This is a genomic window from Amycolatopsis sp. NPDC051071 (assembly GCF_040682875.1).
Lineage (GTDB): Bacteria > Actinomycetota > Actinomycetes > Mycobacteriales > Pseudonocardiaceae > Amycolatopsis.
The window spans coordinates 1-21,993 of the sequence record NZ_JBFBBY010000126.1 but is presented as its reverse complement, the minus strand read 5'-3'; the positions used below and the strand labels follow the sequence as shown (position 1 = coordinate 21,993).

Here is a 21,993-nt window from a genome sequence, read left to right as displayed (position 1 = left end):
AGAACCGCACCCGCACATCCCGCCCCAACGGCACACGACCCGCCACCACAACCTCCGACCACAATCGGTGTTGCAACGACCCCGTGAACCCAAGGACCCCTCATGACACTCGCGCTACTCGGCGTTGCTGGAGTGACCGGGGAACAGATGCGCGTCCGGATCCAGCATGACCGCGATGTTGTTGACCGCCGTCGCGGCTTCCCCGAACCCGGTCGCGATCAGCTTCACCTTCCCCGGATACGCCGCGACGTCGCCCGCCGCGTAGACCCGCTCCCGCGGGGTCGCCATGGTCGAGTCGACGGCGATCGCGCGGTGGTCGATCTGCAGTCCCCAGCTTTCGATCGGCCCGAGATCGGCGGTGAAACCGAGTGCGGCGACCACCGAATCGGCGGGCAGCACCTCCGTCGCCTCGCCCTTGACCTGGATCTCGACTTCCGCCAGCGCACCGTCGCGGTCGAAGAAACGGGTGACTTCGGCGTCGGTGACGATCCGCACGCCGAGTTCCCGCGCCTGCCGCACGATCGATTCGGCCGCGCGGAACCGGGCGCGCCGGTGTACGAGGGTGACGCTCGCGGCGACCGGATGCAGGGCGAGCACCCAGTCGAACGCCGAGTCCCCGCCGCCGACGACGACCACGTGCTGGCCGGCGTGCGCTTGCAGGGCGGGCACGAAATGGACCATGCCGCGGCCGAGCCAGCCGTCCCCGGCAGGCAGCGGACGCGGGGTGAACTCGCCGATCCCCGCGGTGATCAGCACCGCGCCGGCACGCAGGACCTGCCCGCCGTCGAGCGTGACGGTGATGCCGCCTTCGACGCTTTCGAGCTTCTCCGCCTTGCGTCCGAGGAGGTACGTGGGCTTCCATGGCGCCGTCTGGTCGAGGAGACCTTGCACCAGATCCCGTCCCCGGATCTCCGCGAATCCTCCGACGTCGTAGATCATCTTTTCGGGGTACATCGCGGTGACCTGTCCGCCCGCCTCCGGCAGGGAATCGACGACGGCCATCGAAAGGCCGCGGAAACCCGCGTAGTAGGCGGCGAACAAACCCGTCGGTCCGGCCCCGATGATGACGAGGTCGTACGACGTTTCCCCAGCGGACTCGCTCATTTCGGCACTCTCCCGGCCGGTGGTGGGCGGCGTGATCGAGAACACATTCGATCCTAGCCCTCGGCGCCGCACCCCCGGGACGGCAACGCGCGCGGGTGCCGAAAGACACGGAGCGCGCGGCGGGCCACTGCGCGAAACTTGAGGCATGGCTGAACAGGAATACCGGATCGAACACGACACCATGGGTGAGGTGCGCGTCCCCGTCGACGCCCTCTACCGCGCGCAGACGCAGCGTGCCGTCGAGAACTTCCCGATCTCCGGCCGTGGCCTGGAGCGTGCCCAGATCCGCGCGCTCGGCCTGCTGAAGGCCGCCGCCGCCCGGGTCAACGCGCGACTCGGCGTGCTCGACGCCGACGTCGCCGAGGCCATCGCGAAGGCGGCCGACGAGGTCGCCGGGGGCAAGCACGACGCGCACTTCCCGATCGACGTGTTCCAGACCGGTTCCGGGACCTCGTCGAATATGAACGCCAACGAGGTCATCGCGACACTCGCCTCGAAGGCGCTCGGCCGTGACGTGCACCCGAACGACCACGTCAACGCCTCGCAGTCGTCGAACGACACCTTCCCGACGACGATCCACGTGGCCGCGACGGAAGCAGTGCTCTCCGACGTGATCCCTGCTCTGGAGTACCTCGCCGCCGCGATCGAAACGCGGGCGGCCGAATGGTCGGACATCGTGAAGTCCGGCCGCACGCATCTGATGGACGCCGTCCCGATCACCTTCGGCCAAGAGGCCGGCGCGTGGGCGTCACAGGTCCGGTTCGGCGTCGAGCGGCTGCGTTCGGGACTGCCGCGACTCGGTGAACTGCCGATCGGCGGCACCGCGGTGGGCTCCGGGCTGAACGCGCCCGAGGGCTTCGGATCGGCTGTCTCACAAGAACTGGCTTCGGTCACCGGCCTGCCGCTGACCGAGGCGCGCGACCATTTCGAGGCGCAGGCGACGCAGGACAGCGTCGTCGAGACCTCCGGGCACCTGCGCACCGTCGCGGTGTCGCTCAACAAGATCGCGAACGACCTGCGCTGGCTGGGTTCCGGCCCGCGAACGGGGCTCGCCGAACTGGCGCTGCCGGATCTCCAGCCGGGCTCCTCGATCATGCCGGGCAAGGTGAATCCGGTGATCCCGGAGGCGACGCTGCAGGTGGTCGCCCAGGTGATCGGCAACGACGCGGCGGTCGCTTTCGCCGGTGCGGCGGGAAACTTCCAGCTCAACGTGAACCTGCCGGTGATCGCGCGCAACGTGCTCGAATCGGCACGGCTGCTCGCGGCGGTCTCGCGACTGCTGGCGGACAAGGTGTTCGCGGGTGTGACGGTGAACGCCGGCCGCGCGCGCGAGTACGCCGAGGGGTCGCCGTCGATCGTGACGCCGCTGAACAAATACATCGGCTACGAAGAGGCCGCCGCGATCGCGAAGCTGGCGCTCAAGGAGCTGAAGACGATCCGCGAGGTCGTGATCGAACGCGGTCACGTCGCGAACGGCAAGCTCACCGAGGCCCAGCTGGACGAAGCACTCGACGTGCTCCGTATGGCGCGCGGAGGTCGCTAGTCATCGAGAGCAACCAGTGCCGCATGGAGTGGTGAGGCGAGCGAAGCCGCTAATCCGCCCTGTGGCACGGGATCGGCGAACAGGTGCAGCCACGCCAGCACCGGGCCGAGCAGGATCGCGTGCACGAGTAGCGGATCGGGCCGTTGCGAGAGTTCCCCTCTCGCGACGGCCCGATCCAGCATCTCGACCAGATAACCGAGTTCTCGGCCGAGGAACAACTCGGCGAACCGTGTCTCCAGTGCGGGATCAGACCGGATGTCGGCGAGCAGCGACGGCAACGCGCTCTTGACCTCCACACCGTCCAAAGAGGACTCGATGGCGCCGAGAACGGCCTCCACGTCACCTCGCAGCGTGCCGGTGTCCTCCGGTGGTTCGAGGTCCACGGAGTGGATCACGGCGGCGAAGACGAGTTCCGCCTTCGACCGCCATCGCCGGTAGACCGCGGCCTTGCCGACCCCGGCCCGCGCCGCGACCGCGTCGATCGTGCAGCGCTGGTAACCGGTTTCGGCCAGCAGCGCCCGCACGGCCTCGCGGACCGCGTCGTCGATTCCCTCTTCCCTCGGCCTGCCTCGCATCATGCGAACCAGTTTACGAGACCGCAAGTTCCGTATATCGTCGGGGGATGACCTGGACCAGAACCTCCCGCGAAATCCTGCCAGGACGGCCGTCCGCGCTCTGGCCGTTACTAGGCGACGTCACCCGTTGGCCCGACTGGGATCCCGACGTCACCAGCGTCGAACTTTACGGCCCCGCCGAGGTCGGAACGGCCGGTTTCATCGTCCCGTCCGGAGCCGTGCGAGGACGTATGCACTCACGGATCGCCAAACCGATCACGATCACAGCCCTGGTGCCGGACCGCGAGATCGCCATCCGTCAGCCGGTTCCCTTCGGTGCGATGGATCTCGGGCTACGACTGACCGCGGTCGACGGCGGGACGGAGTTCGTCCAGCAGATCACCCTCGACGGTCCGCTGCGCGGGGTGATGGTCTCGATCATCGGCGACGACGTCGTGAAGCACTTCGGCGCCAAATGTGCCCGGCTCACCGAGCTCGCGGCGGCGCAGGCCGAGCACGACGCCTGAAGACACCAGCGCGACCCCGATCAGCTGGGTGAACCGGAAATCCTGCATTCCCAGCAGCAGCGAGACGGCGAGCCCGGAAACCGGCATCAGCCCCACCAGCACCCCGGCCCGGTCCGCGCCCAGCACCGAAACCGCCGAGTACCAAAGAAGAAACGCGATCGCCGTGACGACGACGGTCAGATAGCCGAGCGCGACCAGTTCCCGCCCGTCCGGCCACCTCCATGCGCCGGACGGGTCGGCGATCGTGCCGACGACCGCGCCGCCGACGCCCGCGGCGCAACAACTCCAGGTCGCGGTCGCCAGCGGACCGAGCCGGTCGAGCACGCCGACGGCCAGCAGCGTGAACAGCGCCTCGCACACCATCGCCAGCGACGCGAGCACCAGACCTTGCCAGCGCGCCGCGCCGCCGCCCGAGAGCACGGCGATCCCGAGCCCGGCGAGCACCGCACCCGCCACCGGCGCCCATGACGGCCGTTTCCCCTTCGCGAGCGGGGCCGCGAGCGCGAGTACGAGCGGCGTCCCGCCGAGGAACGCGGCGACCAGGCCGGGTTCGGCGTAGCGCTGGGCGAACAGCAGGCACACCTGGAAACCGATCATCCCGGTCGCCGCGATCGCGATCAGCGACGGCAGATCGCGCGGGCGCGGCATCGGCATCGGACGCCCGCGCAACCGCGCCCAGACCAGGAGCAGCGCCCCCGCCAACGCGTAGCGAAGGGCCTGCCCGGTGATGACGGGGTAGCCGTCGAGCATTCCCGTCACCGGCACGGACGCGCCGACGATCAGCACCCCCAGTACGCCGACCGCCACACTTCTTCGTTCCATGTCCGTGTCCATGTCCCCACGATGTCGGCGAATTGGCCTTCTGCACAGGGCCAGATCATGGTTGACCGACAGGACCATAACTCCGACGCAACCGGATCGGGTGCCACTTCCGCCGAGCCCCCGGTCGCCGTCCTCTCCGAGTTCAGTCTTTACGGCGGCGGACGTCTGCTGGTGCCCGGCGACGTGCTCGACGGATACCTGCTCGTTTTCACGCTGTACGGCGGACGCGGAGAGCGTCCCCAAGGCCTACCGGGCGATCCGGATGGCCGCCATCGGCTGGGCGTCGAGCGAACGACCGGACAGCCCCGATGTACGGCAGTGGCCCTTCGCGACCTTCGCCGGCACACACCATGTCGACGGCGGGCTTTGCGTCCTCTTGGAAGGAGCTGCCCTGCGCCAAGCCGAAAGCCTGGCCAGGTCCGCCGCTCTCACGACCCGCTGGGCGACGGGGGGCACGACCTGGCTCGTCGCCTTCCGCCCGCTCCTGCCCGACGAGAAGTCCTGCTCGGACCTGGCCGTACCGCGCCAGAACTGACGCGTGTCCGGACGGGCGGCACGCTGGGGGCACGAGCCTGGGTCTGCCAGGACCAGGCACGCGACCCCGGGTTTCCGGGATACTTGCCGACATGACCGGCACGGCCGAACTGGGCGACTTCCTCAAGGCACGCAGGGCCGCGCTGGACCCGGCGGACCTCGGCCTGCCGACGGGTTTCAACCAGCGGCGGGTCGCCGGGCTGCGGCGTGAGGAGCTGGCGCAGCTGGCCGGGATCAGCGTCGACTACTACACGCGGCTCGAACAGGGCAGGGCACGCAATGTGTCCGATTCCGTCCTCGATTCGCTGAGCCGGGCACTGCGGTTGCACCGCGACGAAGAGACCTACCTGCGCAATCTGGCCGCCCCGAAACGCAAACGCGTCGCGCGGCCGAGGGCACAGCGGATCCGGCCGGAACTGCGGTTGATGCTGAACGCCATCCAGTCCCCCGCGTTCGTCTTCGGCCGCTATCTCGACGTGCTGGCCTGGAATCCACTCGGCGCCGCGCTGTCGTTCGACTTCGCCGCCTGCCCGCCCGGCGAGCGCAACATCCCGAAGATGTTCTTCCTCGACGAGCACGCCCGCGTCCTGCATCCGGAGTGGGAGACGATCGCGAAGGAGGTCGTCGCGAACCTGCGTTCCGAGAGCGGGAAGTACCCGGACGACCCGTACCTCGCGCAGCTGGTCGGCGAGCTCTCGCTCGGCAGCGAGGAGTTCCGGAAGCTGTGGGCCAAGCACACCGTGCGCGAGAAGGCGCACGCGTGGAAGGTGATGATCAACCCGGTCGTGGGTGAACTCCGGCTGCGCTACGAGACACTGCGACTGCCCGACGACCCGGACCAGGCGCTGGTGATCTACACGGCCGAGCCCGGCTCGGTCAGCGAACGGGCACTCGGCCTGCTCGCCAGCTGGGTGACGGATCCCGCGCACGCCTGAAGGCCTCCTCGCGCTCGGCGCGTCGTCCCGGGCCTTCGTTCCGCGCCCGCCCCGCCGCTCCACGCCCCGCCGTGATCCCGGCTTCGGCGCGAAACTGTCGGTACCTCGGGTGATGATGGACCCATGTTGTTCACCGCGGTGGTAGCCGCGTCGGCCGAACTGGCCGCCACGAGGTCCAGGAAGGCGAAGATCGCCACCCTGGCCGCACTGCTGCGCGCCGCCGGGGAGACCGAGCTGCCCGCGGTGATCGCGTTCCTCACCGGGCAGCTGACGCAGGGCCGGATCGGCACCGGCGGGCGGACGCTCGCGGAGCTGAAAGCGGCACCGGCCGCCGAGCCGTCGTTGACCGTGGCGGAGGTCGACACGGGATTCGGCACGGTCGGGGCGGCGTCCGGCCCGGGTTCGGTGAAGCTGCGCGCGGAGACGTTGCGGGCGTTGTTCACCCGGACGACCAAGGAAGAGCAGGAGTTCCTGTTCCGGCTGCTCACCGGCGAACTGAGGCAGGGCGCGCTCGAAGGGATCATGGTGGACGCCATCGCGGCGGCGTCCGAGATCCCGGCGGAGGAGGTCCGGCGCGCGTTCATGCTGTCCGGGCAGCTGCCGGTGACCGGGCTGGCGGCGATGACCGGCGGCCAGGCAAGGCTCGCGGAGTTCCGGCTCGCGCTGGGCAGGCCCATCCGGCCGATGCTGGCGTCACCGGCGGAATCGCTGGATGAGGCGGTCGCCGAGCACGCCGAAATGCTCATCGAATACAAGATGGACGGCGCGCGGATCCAGGTACACCGCGAGGGCGACGAGGTACACATCTACACGCGGACGCTGCGGGAGATCACCGGCACCGTCGAAGAACTGGTGGAGCTGGTGCGAGCGCTGCCGTGTACGTCGGTGGTGCTCGACGGCGAGACGCTGGCGCTGACCGACGACGGCAGGCCGAGGCCGTTCCAGCAGACGGTGAGCCGGTTCGGCAGCACCCGCGAGGAGCAGGTCAAGGCCCTGCTGCTGCGGCCGTACTTCTTCGACTGCCTGCATCTCGACGGCGTCGACCTGCTGGACGCGCCGCTGTCCGAGCGAAACGTCGCGCTGCGCAAGGTCGCCGGGGAGCACGTGATCCCGGGTGAGATCGCGCCGGCCTCGGCGGAAGCGGTACTGGAGGCGGCGATGGCCGCCGGGCACGAGGGCGTGATGGTCAAGGACCTCACGTCGCCGTACGCGGCGGGGCGGCGCGGGCGGGCGTGGCTCAAGGTGAAACCAGTGCACACGATCGATCTGGTCGTGCTCGCCGCGGAATGGGGGCACGGCAGGCGCACCGGCTCGCTGTCGAATCTGCATCTCGGCGCCCGCGACCCCGATGGCGGCCCGCCGATCATGGTCGGCAAGACGTTCAAGGGTATGACCGACGAACTGCTGGCCTGGCAGACGAGGACGTTCCAGGAAATCGAGACCCATCGGACGGATTGGACGGTGTTCGTCCGGCCGGAGATCGTCGTCGAGATCGAACTCGACGGCGCACAGCTGAGCACGCGGTATCCGGGTGGGCTGGCGCTGCGGTTCGCCCGCGTCGTCCGGTACCGGCCGGACAAGGAGGCCGCCGACGCCGACACGATCGACACCGTGCGCGCCCTCCTCAAGCCCGGCGATTAGTCCTCTAGTCGCGGTCCATGCGCGCGCAACTACCGCAACCAGAGGACTAATCGCGAAGGAGGACGCCCCCCGATCGAGTGGCAGCGGGTGGCGGTGACGGGACGTCGCAACCCGATCACCCATAAAGTAGACAGAATGCGGGCTTCCAAGATCGCGCGTGCCTGGTTCGGCGTGACGGCGCTGGTGGTGGTCGCGGGTCTGGCCGCGCAGATCCCGGTCTCGGCGGGCACCACGGGCGGCACCTTCCAGACCCCGGCGGGCCGGGTGGCCAACCTGCTGGCCTTCTTCACCATCGACTCGAACATCCTGGTCGGTATCGGCAGCCTCCTGCTCGCGCTGGGCGCCGCCGGCCGGTCGACGTGGTTCGGCGTACTGCGCCTCACCGGGCTCGTCGGCATCACCGTGACCGGTGTCGTCTTCCAGGTCGCGCTCGCCGACCTTTACGAACTGCACGGCTGGGCCGTCTTCGCCGACACGATGCTGCACAAAGTGTCGCCGCTGATGTGCGTCGCGGGCTGGCTGCTGTTCGGGCCGCGCGGCCAGTTGTCGTGGCGGGTCCTGGGGTGGTCGCTGCTGTACCCGCTGGCCTGGCTCGCGGTCACGCTGGTGCGCGGCGCGTTCATCGGGTTCTACCCGTACCCGTTCGTCGACCCCGGCATCAACAGCTACGGCGGCGTCGCGTTCAACTGCGTGCTGATCGGCGTGCTGTTCACCGGGCTCGCGGCGGCCGCGGTCGGTTTCGACCGCACCTTCAGCCGACGGGAAGAGCCGGACGAGGATTTGACCTGGGAGCGGAGCTCCTCCGTTTAGGGCGGCGGCGGGGGCATGGACGGATCAGCCCCGGACCCGGCGGAAGGCGTTGAGCGGATCCGCGACACCGGCGCGCATTAGCGTCCGCACCGCGCCGAGGCGCCGGTCCACCGGTTTCCCGGCGGCCACGCGGTGCATTTGCTGGGTGTGCCACTGGATCTCCAGCAGGCTGTCGGCCAGCCGGATGCCGGTCTTCGGGGCCTTGCGCTCGGCACGGACGTCCTCGCCGCCGAGCAGCCGCGTGGGCAGGGCGGGGTCGACGACCAGCGGCCTGCCGAGGCCGACGACGTCCAGCGCACCCGAGCGCAGCGCGTCCGCCATTCCCTCCGGGCTGGTGAAACCACCGGTGACCATCAGCGCGACGTCGGTGATCTGCCGGGCTTTCGCGGCGTAGCCGAGGAAATAAGCCTCGCGGCTGACTGTGCTCGCCTTGCCGGAGCCCATCATGGCGGCCTTCTCGTAGGTGCCGCCGGAGACCTCCAGCAGGTCGATACCCGCTTCTCCCAGCTCACGGACGACTTCGAGCGATTCGTCCTCGCTGAAGCCACCGCGCTGGAAGTCGGCACTGTTGAGCTTGACCGAGATCGGCACGGCGTCGCCGACCTCCTCGCGTACGCGGCCGACCACTTCGAGCAGAAACCTGCGCCGCTTCACCGCGTCGCCACCCCAGCCGTCGGTGCGCTGGTTGGTGAGCGGCGAGAGGAACTGTGAGACGAGGTAGCCGTGCGCGCCGTGGATCTGGACGCCGCTGAACCCGGCATCGACGACGGTGCGCGCGGCCACGCCGAAGCGGTCGATGATCGCTTCGATCTCGTCGCCGGTGAGTGCCCGCGGCGTCGCGAAGACCGAGCGGATACCGCGGTCGCCGAACGGCACGGCGGACGGCGCGACCGGCTGCCGGGACAGGAATCGCGGGCTCTGGCGGCCCGGATGGTTCAGCTGGACCCACAGCCGGGTCTCGGTCCCGTCGGCCGCACGCGCCCAGTGCTTGAACGTGGTCACGTCCGGCTCCTTCGGCACGGCGACGTTGCGTGGTTCGCCGAGCGCGGTGGGGTCGACCATGACGTTGCCGGTGATCAGCGTCCCGGCGCCACCCCACGACCACGTCCGGTACAGCTCGGCGAGTTCCGGGGTCGGCCGGTTGCGGCGGTCGCCGAGTTGCTCACTCAGCGCGGCCTTGGCCAGCCGGTTCGGCAGGAGCGCGCCGCATCGCAGTTTCAGCGGTTCGGCCAGCAGTTCCTTGGGCTCGCTCATCGCGGTTCCTCCGGCCGTTACCTACTGGGCAGTATCCCTACTCGAAGTAACATACTCGCGGTATGTCGACTACTCAAGGCCGAAGGGATTGTCGATCACGTAGCGCCAGCGCCCCGTCCGGACCACGTCGGACGACGTCGGCGGCGGTGGCCGCGAAGTGTCCTTCGATCACCCCATCGACTTCCCCACCCGGACGAGCTACCGGCTCACCCCGGCGGGACAGGCACTACGGCCCGCTGCTGATCGAGCCGCACCGCTCCGGCTCGGCGCTACAGGCCCAGTAGCCGCGGCGGGACCGGCTCCACCCGGGCACGCGCCTTCACCTCGTCTGCCATCGCCCGCGCCCACGTCTGCAACCCGGGGATGTCGATCCCGTGTGGCCGGGCCTCGCGGAACGGCTCGAGATTGACCGCGCCCCGCTCCAGCAGCGAGACCGCGCCGTTCCCGTTCCCCCTTGCCACGTGAGTCAGCCCGACGGCGAGCTGCGCGAGCGCACGCCACAGCTCCCGCTCCGGTCCGTCGGTGGCCTTCCACGCGTCTTCGAACACCTCGTGCGCGTGGAACGGGCGGCCCGTGTCGAGCAGGCGCTGCGCCTCGGCGATGGTGTCCTCAACAGCCCTTTCGATGCCTTCGGGCTGTCTCTCGACCCCGTCGGCGCCGTACGGGAGCGGCCTGCCGAGACCGTCCCGAGGGCGTGCGTTGCGGGCTCGTCCGGCTTCGTCACGGTCCCGGTCGGTCATGCCGTCATTCTCCCACGCGGGTATTCTGGGGACTCGTGCGCTTTCTCGACGGGCATCGACCCGCTCACGACCTGACCTACGACGACGTGTTCCTCTTGCCGAACCGTTCGGATGTGGAGTCCCGCTTCGACGTCGACCTGTCCACCGTGGACGGCACCGGCGCGACGATCCCGATCGTGGTGGCCAACATGACGGCCGTCGCCGGCCGCCGGATGGCCGAGACGGTCGCCCGGCGCGGTGGGCTCGTCGTGCTCCCCCAGGACGTCGACGTCGCCGCGGTCGCCGACATCGTGGGCTGGGTCAAGAGCCGCCACACCGTCTGGGACACCCCCCTCGTGCTGCGCGGCGGGGACGCCGTCGCCGACGCGCTCAACCTGGTCGGCAAACGTGCCCACGGCGCCGTCGTCGTGGTGGACGAGGACGGCAAGCCGGTCGGCATCGTCGACGAAGCGGCCTGCGCCGGTGTCGACCGCTTCGCGCGGCTCGCCGACGTCGCGGAACCGGCCCTCGTCACGGTCCCGCTGGAAACTTCGCCGCGTGAAGTCTTCGAACGCCTGCACGCCCACGGCGGCCGTCTCGCGCTCGGCGTCGACGCCGACGGACGGCTCGCGGGCGTCCTGACCGAGATCGCCGCACTGCGGGCGGAGATCTACACCCCGGCCGTCGACAGCAGCGGACATCTGCGGGTCGCCGCCGCGATCGGCGTGAACGGCGACGTCGCGGCCAAGGCCGAGGCCGTTCTCTCGGCAGGCGTCGACGTGCTGGTCGTCGACACCGCGCACGGGCACCAGGAGAAGATGATCTCCGCGCTCAAGGCCGTCCGGTCGGTGAACCCGCGGGTCCCCGTGGTCGCGGGCAACGTGGTCACCGCCGAGGGCACCCGCGACCTGATCCACGCGGGCGCGGACATCGTCAAGGTCGGTGTCGGGCCCGGCGCCATGTGCACGACGCGGATGATGACCGGCGTCGGCCGCCCGCAGTTCTCCGCCGTCGCCGAATGCGCGGCCGCGGCCCGTGAACTGGGCAAGCACGTCTGGGCGGACGGCGGCGTGCGGCATCCGCGCGACGTCGCGCTCGCGATGGCGGCCGGAGCGTCGTCGGTGATGGTCGGCTCCTGGTTCGCCGGCACCCACGAATCCCCCGGCGACCTGCGTTACGACGAACAGGGCAAGCCGTACAAGGAGTCGTTCGGCATGGCGTCCAAACGGGCCGTCGGCGCCCGCACACGCACCGACAACGTCTTCGAGCGCGCGAAGAAGGGCCTGTTCGAAGAGGGCATCTCGGCGTCGCGGATGGCATTGGACCCGGCTCGCCCCGGCGTCGAGGACCTGCTCGACTCGATCGGCTCCGGTGTCCGGTCCGCCTGCACGTATGCGGGGGCGCGGACGCTGGAGGAGTTCCACGAGCGCGCACTGCTCGGCATCCAGTCGGCCGCGGGCTTCGCGGAAGGCCGTCCGCTGCCGTCCGGCTGGTGATCCGCGGCCCCAAGCACCGCCCCGGGCGTGCTCAGACTTCGCACTCGCGTGCTTGGAGAGGGAACTCGCGTGCTTGAAGGCGGAACTCACGTGCACGGGGAGTCCCCTTAGGACTGTCCTAAGGGGACTCCCCGCTTCGGCTAGCCGTGGTCCTCCAGCATCTCGGTGACCAGCGCGGCGATCGGCGACCGCTCGGAACGGGTCAGCGTGACATGCGCGAACAGCGGGTGACCCTTGAGCTTCTCGATCACCGCCGAAACGCCGTCGTGCCGCCCGACCCGCAGGTTGTCGCGTTGCGCGACGTCATGCGTGAGCACCACACGCGACGCCGTGCCGAGTCGCGAAAGCACGGTCAGGAGCACGTTGCGCTCCAAGGACTGCGCCTCGTCGACGATGACGAACGTGTCGTGCAGCGACCGGCCGCGGATATGGGTCAACGGGAGCACCTCGAGCATGCCGCGGTCGAAGACCTCGTCGAGGACGTCCTGGCTGACCAGCCCGCCGAGGGTGTCGAACACCGCCTGCGCCCACGGCTGCATCTTCTCGGACTCGGAACCCGGCAGGTAGCCGAGGTCCTGGCCGCCGACCGCGTACACCGGCCGGAACACCACGACCTTGCGGTGCTGGCGGCGTTCCATCACCGACTCCAGACCCGCGCAGAGCGCGAGCGCCGACTTACCGGTACCGGCCCGTCCGCCCAGCGAGACGATGCCGACATCGGAGTCCAGCAGGAGATCCAGCGCCACCCGCTGTTCGGCGGAGCGGCCGTGCAGCCCGAACGCCTCCTTGTCACCCCGTACGAGCCGGATCCGCTTGTCCGCGGTGACCCGGCCCAGCGCGCTCGAACTCCCCGCCAGCAGCCTCAGGCCGGTGTGACAGGGCAATTCGCCGACTTCGGGCATCCCGAACTCCGCGGGATCCGCCGCGGAAGACACGCTGAACAGCGCGTCGACCAGGGTCTGGGATGCGTCCACATCCGCCATTCCCGTCCACCCCGACGGCGTCACCTCCTGCGCGCGGTACTCGTCGGCTTCGAGACCGACGGCGCCCGCCTTGACCCGCAGGGGGATGTCCTTGGTCACCAGGGTGACCGACACGCGTTCCGCCGCCAGATTGAGCGCACAGGCGAGGATGCGGTGGTCGTTGGAGTCGGTGCGGAAGCCGACCGGGAGCACCGTGGGATCGGAGTGGTTCAACTCCACCTGCAGGGTGCCGCCGTGCTCACCGATCGGGATCGGCGCGTCGAGCCTGCCGTGCTGACGACGCAGGTCGTCGAGCATGCGAAGCGCTTCGCGCGCGAACCAGCCCAGTTCGGGGTGGTGACGTTTCGCCTCCAGTTCACTGATGACGACCAGCGGAAGGATGACCGCGTGTTCGGCGAAACGAGTCACCGACCAGGGATCAGAGAGCAGGACCGACGTGTCGAGCACGTAAGTGGACCGCTGGGATTCGGGCGAGATCGAGGCTTTCTCCGGGCCAGGGGCACCGGTCGAAGAATGGCCAGAGGCCTTGCGGGGTGAACGCTGCGCAGTCACGACGGCATCTCCCTCGTGGGCGTGGCACCACGCCCGCACTCGCTGGGCCGGGCACTTCCCTTGCTGACCGCTCCCGCTGACGCTCACACGTCAGTCGGCACGGCCACGAGGGCCGGGTGCCGGCCCCCTCGTGCATCCACTGGGCGGCTGTGCCGCCCTGTCGACAACCGCCACGACCAGGGCCTCCCGTGAGAGTCCGCATGGGACGCGAACCCTCACTTCCGGAAGGTACCTGCGTCCGGGCGATCGCGCAGGCAGCCACCACGGTGATTCGCCAAACCGTCATCTCACTGTCGGTCGCCTGACATCCACACTTGGTCACTGTCACGATGTGTAGTGACGATCTCCATTCAGGGACCCTCGTCGACGCGACCCGGATGGATTACCACGACGGAGGGCGTTCGCTTGATCGAAATCGGGCTTCTACCACGTTCGGTAGCGGAGCGCACTTTGTGTTCGAGACAGAGAACCGTACCGAGTGAAACAATGCATTTTTGGCTTACACAATGGGCTTACCGAACGGTCACAAGAGCTGAATAGCGAGTAATTTTCTCACCGCGGGACACACCCACCGGAACATCGGTGCCCCGAATCCCTGAATATCTCTACCAAGGAGTGTGCGCAGTGTTGAAGAAGGCTGGTTTCGTTTCCGCCGTGGCCGCAGGTCTCATGATGGTCGGCGGGACCGCGTTCGCCGCGACCGACGGCACCCCGGATCCCACGTTCGGCGACGCCTACGCCACGTTCATCGAAGGTGGCGGCGCGCTCGGCTATGGTGCCGCTTCGCTGGTCGCCGGCGCCTACACCGGCGTGGCCACCACCCCGGCCCTGATCCTCCACTCGCTGGAGCACCACCACCACTGATCTTCAGCGTGGACGTCGAAGGCCCCGGAGTGCGCACTCCGGGGCCTTCGTCATACCCGCGCTGGGAAACTCGTGAACCTCAGGAACCGAAGCGCCGGTGCCGCCAGGCGTAATCACGCATGGCACGCAGGAAATCGACTCGGCGGAACGCGGGCCAATACGCTTCGGTGAACCAGAATTCCGAATGTGCCGATTGCCAGAGCAGAAATCCGGAAAGCCGCTGCTCACCCGAGGTGCGGATAATGAGATCCGGATCCGGCTGACCCGAGGTGTACATATGTTCGGAGATATGGTCGACGTCCAGGATCTTCGCGAGCTCGCGGATCGACGTGCCTTCGTCGGCGTGCTGGAGCAGGAGCTTGCGGACCGCGTCGGCGATCTCCTGACGCCCTCCGTAACCCACCGCGATGTTGACCTCCATCCCGGAACGCCCTTCGGTGCGCTCCGCGGCCGCGCTGAGCGCCTTCGCGACCTCCGGCGGCAACAGATCCAGTGCGCCCACGATGCGGAGCCGCCATGGCGTGTGGGGTGCGGCGAGTTCGTCCGTGACGTCGGTGATGATCTTGAGCAGCGGGCTCAGTTCCTCGACCGCGCGGCCGAGGTTGTCGGTCGAGAGCAGCCACATGGTGACGACCTCGACGTCGGCCTCGTTGCACCAGCTCAAAAAGTCGGCGATCTTCTTGGCGCCGGCGCGATGGCCGTCCGCGACATCGGTGAAGCCCGCTTCGCGCGCCCAGCGGCGGTTCCCGTCCAGCATGATGGCGATATGGCGTGGATGACGCCCCTTGGCCTGCTGGATCAGGCGCCTGCCGTAGGCGCTGTACAGGACGTCTGACACGAAGGACCGAAGACTCACGCCACCGGAGAGTACGCACCCCGCGCGCCCCAGTGGGACGCGCCACGGACACTGAAAAAAATCCTACGGTGCCGTAACCTGGATGAGTGAGCGTAGAGACCGAACCCCAACCGTCCGGCCCCACGCCCGTGGTGGACACACGTCCTCGGCTGCGGGGCTACCTTCACTTCTGGTCCTTCTTCGGCGCCGTCGCCGGAGCCGCGGCCCTCATCAGTCTCGCGGCGTCCACCGTGTCGCCGATAGCCGCTTTGTCCACTTCGGTCTACGGACTGACCGTGCTCGGCGTCTTCGGCGTCAGCGCGCTGTACCACCGTCGCTTGTGGAGCCCACGAGCATACGAATGGATGAAGCGTGCCGACCATTCGATGATCTTCCTGTTCATCGCCGGCACTTACACGCCGTTCACCCTTCTGGCGATGCCTCAGCCGTCCGGGTACATCGTGCTCGCGAGCGTCTGGGGTGGTGCGATCGCCGGCGTCACACTGAAGATGCTGTGGCCGAACGCGCCGCGCTGGCTGGGGGTGCCGATCTACATCGCGCTCGGCTGGGTCGCCGTCTTCATCCTTCCCGAACTGGGCGCGCACGCCGGCATCGCCGCTCTCGTGCTGCTCTGCGTCGGCGGTCTGTTCTACACGATGGGCGCGGTGTTCTACGCCGTCAAATGGCCGAACCACTTCCCGGACACCTTCGGGTACCACGAGTACTTCCACGCCTGCACGGTGCTGGCCGCCATCTCGCACTACATCGCGATCTGGCTGGCGATGTACGCCTGATACCTCGCCACTATGGTGAGCGGATGGTGTCGGTCAAGCAGGTCCAGGTCACTTTCGACTGCGCGAAACCGGAGCGTCTCGCCCGATTCTGGTGCGAGGTGCTGGGGTACGTCATCCCGTCGGTTCCGGACGGTTTCGCGAGCTGGGACGCGTACAACGACTCGCTGCCGCTGGAGAAGCGGGACCAGGGCTTCGTCTGCGGTGACCCCAACGGCGTGGGCCCGCGGCTGTACTTCCAGCGTGTTCCCGAAGGCAAGGTCGTCAAGAACCGGGTGCATCTCTGCGTGCGGGCGGGCACCGGGCTCGTCGGCGACGAACGCCTCGCCGCTCTCGAAGCCGAGCGTGACCGGCTGATCCCGCTCGGCGCGGTTTGCGAGCGGGTCATGCTCGCCGACGAGGAAAACGAGTCGTGCATCGTGATGCGGGACATCGAGGGCAACGAGTTCTGCCTCGACTGAGCTTCGCATACGGGTGTCCTCACGTGCCCCACCGCAACCAGAGGACTAATTGCGGACAGCGCCGGCGCCGTGACCAGGATGGACACAAGAGTGTTCCCTCTGGCACAAGAAAGTGCCCTCTTCCGGCGCGCTGAAACCCCGGCCATGCTCACCGTCATGACCAAGAACGCTCCGCCCCGCAGCCTCGACGAAGCCGCCCTCAGCGACTTCCTCGCCCAGCACACCTTCGGCGCACTCGCGACCCTCAAGCGCGACGGCCGCCCACATCTCTCCACCGTCATCTACGACTGGGATCCCGAAACCCGCGAGATCCGGATCAGCACGACCGAAGACCGGCTCAAGGTCAAGCAGGTCCGCAACAACCCCGACGTCTCGCTGTACGTCTCCAGCGACGACCACTGGAAATTCGCCGTGGCGGAAGGAAAAGCGGAACTCTCCGAAGTCACGCGAACACCCGGCGACGCGGCCGGGCGGCGAATTCTCGCCGCACAACGCCAAAAACCCGACGACGAAGCCGGGTTCCTCGAGACCATCGCGGCCGAACGCCGGCTTTTCCTCACCATCGGAGTCGGGAAACTCTATGGAACGGTGCTCGACATCGCTTAACGTACGCACCTGGAAAAGGCCAGGTGAGGAGACACCCGATGTGGGAAAAGCGGATGGAGTGGCCGCTCAACGCCGCCGCCGTATTGTTCCTGGCCGCCTACGCGTGGCCGATCCTCCAGCCCTCGCTCGGCCACCCCGGCCGGGTGTGGTGCGAGGTGATCACCTGGATCTCCTGGGCGGTCTTCGCCCTCGATTACGGCGTCCGCCTCAAGCACGCCGAAGACAAACGGGTGTTCCTCAAGAACAATATCTTCGACCTGCTGATCATCGTGCTCCCGCTGATCCGGCAGCTGCGGCTGCTCCGGCTCGTCACGGTCCTCAACGTCCTCAACCGCAACGCCGGTCTCTCGTTGCGCGGCCGCGTCGTGGTCTACACGGTGGGTGCGACGGCGCTCATCGTGTTCTGTTCCGCGCTCGCCGTCCTCGACGCCGAACGCACCGCGCCGGACCCGCCGATCACCGACTTCGCGGACGCGGTGTGGTGGTCGATCACGACGATCACCACGGTCGGCTACGGCGACCGCTACCCGGTCAGCGGTGCCGGCCGGATCGTGGCCGTCGGGCTGATGGTGGCCGGGATCGCGCTGCTCGGGGTGGTCACCGCGACGCTGGCGTCGTGGCTGATCCGCCGGGTGACCGAAGCCGACGAGAGCGCGCAGGCCGTCACCCGCGAGCACCTCGACGAGCTGACCCGCGAGGTCAAGGCGTTGCGGGCCGAACTCGCCGAGCAGCGGGCCGTCGTCAGTCCCGCAGCATCGGAGCCGCTAGGTACTGCTCGGGGATAGCGAAGGCGTCGACCAGGGTCCGCGCGTGTGGGCGCAGGTCCGCACACAGGGCGTTCACCGCGGCGGTGACGGCCTTCGAGCGCCCGGAGGTCAGGCGTCCGTGTTCGAGGAACCAGCCCCGATCGGCCTCGATGTTCGCCAGCGCGTAGAGGTCGCAGACCCGCTCCAGCAGCTCCCGGGCGTCCGGATCGGCGCAGCGCTCGATGGCGTCGACGAACGCCGCCAGCACCACTCGATCGACGTGGACGCGTCCGGCTCGCAGAACGTGATCCTGCGCCTCGTTGAACACCCCGAAAGGATCAGACGCGGCCTTCCGGAGCCGCTGCGCGACGCCGCCGAGTACGTGCTCTTCGCGGTCTTCGAACAGCTTCAGGTGCCACTCGCGTGAGTACAGCACGTCGCCGTCGTCGGCTTCGGTGAGCCGCTCGACGACCTTGCGTGCCGACGTCCGTTCGATCACGGCCTCGACCAGCTGCTCCGCCACGAATCGCGCGGTCGCGAGCGGGCTCATATCCTCGAAATGGTCCTTGTAGCTGGTCAGCAGGCTCTTCGCGACCAGCTGCAGCAGCACGGTGTTGTCGCCCTCGAACGTCGTGAAGACGTCGGTGTCGGCCTTCAGCCCGGCGAGCAGGTTCTCCGACAGGTAACCCGATCCGCCGCACGCCTCGCGGGCGGTCTGGATGGTGGCCGTCGCGTGCCAGGTCGTGACGGCCTTGATCCCGGCCGCACGCGATTCCAGCTCACGCTGTTCCTCCTCCGGCGCGTCCGCCGCGATGTCGTGGAGCTTCCCGACGAGCCCTTCCTGCGCGAAGTGCAGCGCGTAGGACGTCGCCAGCGCGGGAAGCAGTTTCCGCTGGTGGGCGCGGTAATCGAGGATCACCACTTCTTCGCCTTCGGGCCGCGCGAACTGCCGCCGCAGCTCGCCGTACCGGGCGGCCAGCGCGAGTGCGCGTTTCGTCGCACTGCCGGCACTGCCCGCGACGCTGACCCGGCCGCGGATGAGCGTGCCGAGCATGGTGAAGAACCGGCGGCCGTCGCTTTCGATCGGGCTCGTGTACGTCCCGTCCTCGGCGACATCACCGAAGCGGTTGAGCAGCGCCTCACGCGGCACCCTCACCTGGGTGAAAGTGAGCCGCCCGTTGTCGACGCCGTTGAGACCGGCCTTGCGGCCGCAGTCCTCGATCTCGACACCGCTCACGTTCTCACCGCGGATCGGCACCAAGAACGCGTGCACGCCGCGTGACTCACCACCGGTGATCAGCTGCGCGAAGACCACCGCGAGTTCGCCGTCGCGGGCGGCGTTGCCGATGTACTCCTTCATCGCGCCGCGATCCGGCGTGTGCACGACGAACTCACGCGTGGCCGGATCGTAGGTCGCGGTGGTGCGCAGATGCTGGACGTCCGAGCCGTGGCCGTGCTCGGTCATCGCGAAGCAGCCCAGCAGGTCCAGATCCTGGATCTCGCGCAGATAGCGTTCGTGGTGACGCTCGGTGCCCAGCAACTGCACGGCGCCACCGAACAGGCCCCATTGGACGCCGGCCTTGACCATCAGCGAGAGGTCGCCGAACCCCAGCATCTCGAACGACGTCAACGCGCCGCCGACGTCGCCGCCACCGCCGTACGCCGGGTCGAAACCCAGCCCCGGCCGGTCGGTCTCAGCGAGCTTGCGCAGCCATTCGAGAACTTGCGCGCGATGCGCCTCGACGTCGAGATCGACGGGATCTTTGAAGCTCTCCGCAGCCATCTGCGCGCGCACCGCGCGGCGCAGCCCGGCCCACCGTCCGTCGAGGACGGTGGTCAGCGCGTCCGGGTCGATCTTCGCGGGAAGTCCTGGTGTGTCCACGATTCCTCCGATGCGGTGCGGTCTTCGCCCAGCCTGCCGCACCGCATCGGGACGCGCAGGTCGAATCAGACCGGTTTCCCGTTGATCGTGGTGTTCTCGAACCGCAGGTCATCGACGTGTTTCAGGGTGTTCTCCGTGTTCGCGACGCCATCGAAGCGGCAATCGCTCACCCGCAGACCCCGAACGTGTGAGTTGGGCAACCCCCGGACGTTGAACGCCGCTTGCCCGCACTTCAGGCTGGAGGAGTTGCTGAGGGTGAACGGCCCGAACCGGGGGACGTACGCGCCGGTTTGGCCGTTGTAATCCGGAAGGACGTACACGACCGAGCGCGCGAACGTGCCGGACACGCTGTCCAGGTTGATGTTCTCGGTGCACCCGCCGCGCAGGGTGTTCGACTTGACGTACAGCGCGTACTTCGTCTCGCCGGTGACGGTGAGCCTGTACGCGTAGACATCGCGGATCCCGCCGGTCTGCTCGCTGCCGCAGGTGATCGCGCCCCAGTTGCCGTTCATCACGCAGTCGGCGACGACGATGTTCCGGCAGGGCACGCCGACCCTGCGCCCGTCGGCGTCCCGGCCGCTCTTGATCGCGATGTTGTCGTCGTGCGCGCCGAGGACGCTGTTCACGATCACGACGTGGTCGCACGATTCGGGGTCGCAGGCGTCGGTGTTGGAACGCGCCGTGCCCGGATCGGTGCGGACACCGTCGATCGTGACGTTCCGGCACAGCGTGGGGTGCAGTTGCCAGAACATCGGGTTCTTCAGTGTGACGCCCTGGATCAGCACGGTGTCGCACGCGTACGGCTCGACGAACGCGGACCGCATGGCGTGCCCGGAGCCGGGAACGATCCGCTTCTCCGGCGGTGTTCCCTCGGCCACCAGGGATTCCAGGTACTCGCGGTCCTTGCCCTTGTTCCACGAGGACGTCCGGACGGCGTCGAGCGTGCCCGGCCCGGTCAACGCGATGTTGGTTTCCTGGTACGCGTAGATCATCGGCGACCGGTTGACGCACTCGATGCCTTCGTAGCGCGTGAGCACGTTCGGGAACTTCGAGGCGTCGGAACCGAATGCGAGCACCGCGCCCGCCGCGAGGTGCAGGTCCACGTTGCTCTTGAGGTAAACGGCACCGGTGACGAAGGTGCCCTTCGGTACGACGACGTGTCCGCCGCCTCGCGCGTTGGCCGTCTCGATGGCCTTCTTGATCGCGGCGGTGTTGTCGGTCTCGCCGTCGCCTTCGGCGCCGAAATCGAGGACGGAGAACGTCCGGTCCGGGAAGACCGGGAGCTTCGTCCGCGCGACGATTTCGTTGGCCTCGGGCCAGGGAAGCCGGGGAACCGAGACCGTGGCCGCCCGGGCGGCAGGCGCGAGCGGCGGACCCGCCGCCACCGCGCCCGCCACCGCCAGGGTGCCGTTGATCAGCTGCCGCCGGGTGATCCTGCCGTCCATGACGCCTTCTTTCGCAAGAGGACTTCGGTCAAGACGGCGGACTCCCGACTGTAGGGGTGAAGCCGGGGCTCAGGAAAGGTCCGGTCCCTGTGAGCGGAGATCGTCCACCTTGGTCATCGCCTCCCGGAGTTCGGCGAGCCAGCTGTCCGCGTGCTCCCCGACCAGCCGGACAGCCCATGCCAGCGCCTCCGACCGCGACCGCGCGACGCCGGCGTCGACGAGGGTGTCGAGTACCAGGCGTTCCGGCTGACGCAGCCTGGTCATCACCGGGGCCGAATGCGTGGTGAACAGGTGTTTCGTGCCGCCGAGGCGGGCGCCCCAGGCGACCTTGCGCTGATACCGGTGCTCGGCCTGGCGCGCGATCTCGATGCGCTCGTCGCGCGTCTCCTCGCGGAACCGGCTGATCCGGCCGTCCTCCGCCGCCGCGCGGGCGGCGTCGTCGGCGTACTCACCGGTGAGCGGCTGGAGTTCGCCGACGATGACGATCTCCTCGCGATCCACCGTGACCACGGGGTCACCGGTGAACCAGCCCTCCGGAAGCCGCCCGCCGAACCACGCGGCCGCGTCGTCCGCCGAAGGGATCTCCGCCTGCTGCCAGCCGCCTCGGCCTTTCCATCCACCGCGTCCCATAGGTCTCGCCGTCCTGAAGTAGGTGTGCATGCTCGCCTTCGCGATTACATGATTACAACGCTACCCACGCTACGCGTGCTACGGCCGACATTCACCCGTGTTCTCCTCCGGCGAAACCCGGGGCAACCGGATGCCGGTGAGGGGCACCTCAGACCGGTGGAGGCGGTCCGCCACGACGACAGCGCGTGAAGGCCCCCTTCCCTCGGCTGAGCCGAGGGAAGGGGGCCTTCACGCGGCTCAGCGCCGTCTGGGGGCGGAG

21 protein-coding genes and 1 pseudogene are annotated in these 21,993 nt (G+C 68.6%); 12 read left to right on the top strand and 10 right to left on the bottom strand.

The features are described 5' to 3' along the window. Positions 1-114: 114 nt before the first annotated feature. Positions 115-1,104 (bottom strand): NAD(P)/FAD-dependent oxidoreductase, encoded by a 990-nt coding sequence (locus AB0M65_RS30700; RefSeq protein WP_364035266.1) that lies wholly within the window; start codon positions 1,102-1,104, stop codon positions 115-117. 145 nt (positions 1,105-1,249) lie between these two features. On the opposite strand from AB0M65_RS30700, the gene AB0M65_RS30695 reads away from it, so the two are divergent. Continuing rightward, the gene (locus tag AB0M65_RS30695; protein WP_364035263.1) at positions 1,250-2,647 is read left to right on the top strand and encodes a class II fumarate hydratase; all 1,398 of its coding nucleotides are present in this window, start codon (positions 1,250-1,252) and stop codon (positions 2,645-2,647) included. Here the strand turns inward: AB0M65_RS30695 and AB0M65_RS30690 are convergent. Beyond that, a complete protein-coding gene (locus AB0M65_RS30690; protein WP_364035260.1) occupies positions 2,644-3,225 on the bottom strand; it encodes a TetR/AcrR family transcriptional regulator in 582 nt (193 codons plus the stop codon). The genes AB0M65_RS30695 and AB0M65_RS30690 overlap by 4 nt on opposite strands. 44 nt (positions 3,226-3,269) lie before the next feature. Between AB0M65_RS30690 and AB0M65_RS30685 the strand changes: the two are divergent. Beyond that, positions 3,270-3,575, top strand: a pseudogene (locus tag AB0M65_RS30685) (hypothetical protein); the annotation flags it as partial. Here the strand turns inward: AB0M65_RS30685 and AB0M65_RS30680 are convergent. Next, positions 3,555-4,550 (bottom strand): DMT family transporter, encoded by a 996-nt coding sequence (locus tag AB0M65_RS30680; RefSeq protein WP_364035257.1) that lies wholly within the window; start codon positions 4,548-4,550, stop codon positions 3,555-3,557. The pseudogene AB0M65_RS30685 and the gene AB0M65_RS30680 sit on opposite strands and share 21 nt — an antisense overlap. A gap of 262 nt (positions 4,551-4,812) precedes the next feature. On the opposite strand from AB0M65_RS30680, the gene AB0M65_RS30675 reads away from it, so the two are divergent. From AB0M65_RS30675 to AB0M65_RS30660, 4 genes are all read left to right on the top strand, one after another. Then, positions 4,813-5,085 (top strand): hypothetical protein, encoded by a 273-nt coding sequence (locus tag AB0M65_RS30675; RefSeq protein WP_364035254.1) that lies wholly within the window; start codon positions 4,813-4,815, stop codon positions 5,083-5,085. 91 nt (positions 5,086-5,176) lie between these two features. Further along, positions 5,177-6,019, top strand: a complete 843-nt coding sequence (locus AB0M65_RS30670) for a helix-turn-helix transcriptional regulator (RefSeq protein ID WP_364035251.1) — start codon at positions 5,177-5,179, stop codon at positions 6,017-6,019. A 123-nt stretch (positions 6,020-6,142) separates the two neighbouring features. Then, a complete protein-coding gene (locus AB0M65_RS30665) occupies positions 6,143-7,660 on the top strand; it encodes an ATP-dependent DNA ligase (RefSeq protein ID WP_364035248.1) in 1,518 nt (505 codons plus the stop codon). A gap of 135 nt (positions 7,661-7,795) precedes the next feature. Further along, complete coding sequence (locus AB0M65_RS30660) at positions 7,796-8,470, top strand: Pr6Pr family membrane protein (RefSeq protein WP_364035245.1); 675 nt, start codon at positions 7,796-7,798, stop codon at positions 8,468-8,470. 24 nt (positions 8,471-8,494) lie between these two features. Here AB0M65_RS30660 and AB0M65_RS30655 read toward each other — a convergent pair whose 3' ends face one another. Further along, entirely contained in the window at positions 8,495-9,724 is a 1,230-nt protein-coding gene (locus AB0M65_RS30655) for an NADH:flavin oxidoreductase/NADH oxidase family protein (protein WP_364035242.1), read from the bottom strand. A gap of 269 nt (positions 9,725-9,993) precedes the next feature. After that, on the bottom strand, positions 9,994-10,464 hold the full coding sequence (locus AB0M65_RS30650; protein WP_364035239.1) for a DUF309 domain-containing protein: 471 nt from the start codon (positions 10,462-10,464) through the stop codon (positions 9,994-9,996). 35 nt (positions 10,465-10,499) lie between these two features. Here AB0M65_RS30650 and AB0M65_RS30645 point away from each other — a divergent pair, with 35 nt between their 5' ends. Further along, on the top strand, positions 10,500-11,939 hold the full coding sequence (locus AB0M65_RS30645; protein WP_364035236.1) for a GuaB1 family IMP dehydrogenase-related protein: 1,440 nt from the start codon (positions 10,500-10,502) through the stop codon (positions 11,937-11,939). A gap of 140 nt (positions 11,940-12,079) precedes the next feature. Here the strand turns inward: AB0M65_RS30645 and AB0M65_RS30640 are convergent, their stop codons facing one another. Then, positions 12,080-13,369 carry a PhoH family protein gene (locus AB0M65_RS30640; protein WP_364035272.1) on the bottom strand — a complete coding sequence of 430 codons (1,290 nt, stop codon included), beginning with the start codon at positions 13,367-13,369 and terminating at the stop codon, positions 12,080-12,082. Between the two features lie 729 nt (positions 13,370-14,098). Between AB0M65_RS30640 and AB0M65_RS30635 the strand changes: the two genes are divergently transcribed. After that, positions 14,099-14,338 (top strand): hypothetical protein, encoded by a 240-nt coding sequence (locus AB0M65_RS30635; RefSeq protein ID WP_364035233.1) that lies wholly within the window; start codon positions 14,099-14,101, stop codon positions 14,336-14,338. A gap of 79 nt (positions 14,339-14,417) precedes the next feature. Here the strand turns inward: AB0M65_RS30635 and AB0M65_RS30630 are convergent, their stop codons facing one another. Continuing rightward, a complete protein-coding gene (locus AB0M65_RS30630) occupies positions 14,418-15,194 on the bottom strand; it encodes an isoprenyl transferase (protein WP_364035231.1) in 777 nt (258 codons plus the stop codon). Between the two features lie 131 nt (positions 15,195-15,325). Here AB0M65_RS30630 and AB0M65_RS30625 point away from each other — a divergent pair, with 131 nt between their 5' ends. From AB0M65_RS30625 to AB0M65_RS30610, 4 genes are all read left to right on the top strand, one after another. Further along, the gene (locus AB0M65_RS30625) at positions 15,326-15,967 is read left to right on the top strand and encodes a hemolysin III family protein (protein WP_364035269.1); all 642 of its coding nucleotides are present in this window, start codon (positions 15,326-15,328) and stop codon (positions 15,965-15,967) included. Positions 15,968-15,990: 23 nt separating this feature from the next. Further along, positions 15,991-16,425, top strand: coding sequence for a VOC family protein (locus tag AB0M65_RS30620; protein WP_364035228.1), 435 nt, complete (start codon positions 15,991-15,993; stop codon positions 16,423-16,425). 156 nt (positions 16,426-16,581) lie between these two features. Further along, positions 16,582-17,031, top strand: coding sequence for a TIGR03618 family F420-dependent PPOX class oxidoreductase (locus AB0M65_RS30615; protein ID WP_364035225.1), 450 nt, complete (start codon positions 16,582-16,584; stop codon positions 17,029-17,031). Positions 17,032-17,069: 38 nt separating this feature from the next. Further along, positions 17,070-17,816, top strand: a complete 747-nt coding sequence (locus AB0M65_RS30610; RefSeq protein ID WP_364035222.1) for an ion channel — start codon at positions 17,070-17,072, stop codon at positions 17,814-17,816. Here the strand turns inward: AB0M65_RS30610 and AB0M65_RS30605 are convergent. The 3 genes from AB0M65_RS30605 to AB0M65_RS30595 form a co-directional block, all read right to left on the bottom strand. Continuing rightward, on the bottom strand, positions 17,773-19,659 hold the full coding sequence (locus tag AB0M65_RS30605) for an acyl-CoA dehydrogenase (protein WP_364035219.1): 1,887 nt from the start codon (positions 19,657-19,659) through the stop codon (positions 17,773-17,775). The genes AB0M65_RS30610 and AB0M65_RS30605 overlap by 44 nt on opposite strands. A gap of 65 nt (positions 19,660-19,724) precedes the next feature. Next, complete coding sequence (locus tag AB0M65_RS30600) at positions 19,725-21,104, bottom strand: glycoside hydrolase family 28 protein (RefSeq protein WP_364035216.1); 1,380 nt, start codon at positions 21,102-21,104, stop codon at positions 19,725-19,727. Positions 21,105-21,173: 69 nt separating this feature from the next. Then, positions 21,174-21,734, bottom strand: a complete 561-nt coding sequence (locus tag AB0M65_RS30595; RefSeq protein ID WP_364035213.1) for a hypothetical protein — start codon at positions 21,732-21,734, stop codon at positions 21,174-21,176. Between the last annotated feature and the right edge of the window lie 259 nt (positions 21,735-21,993).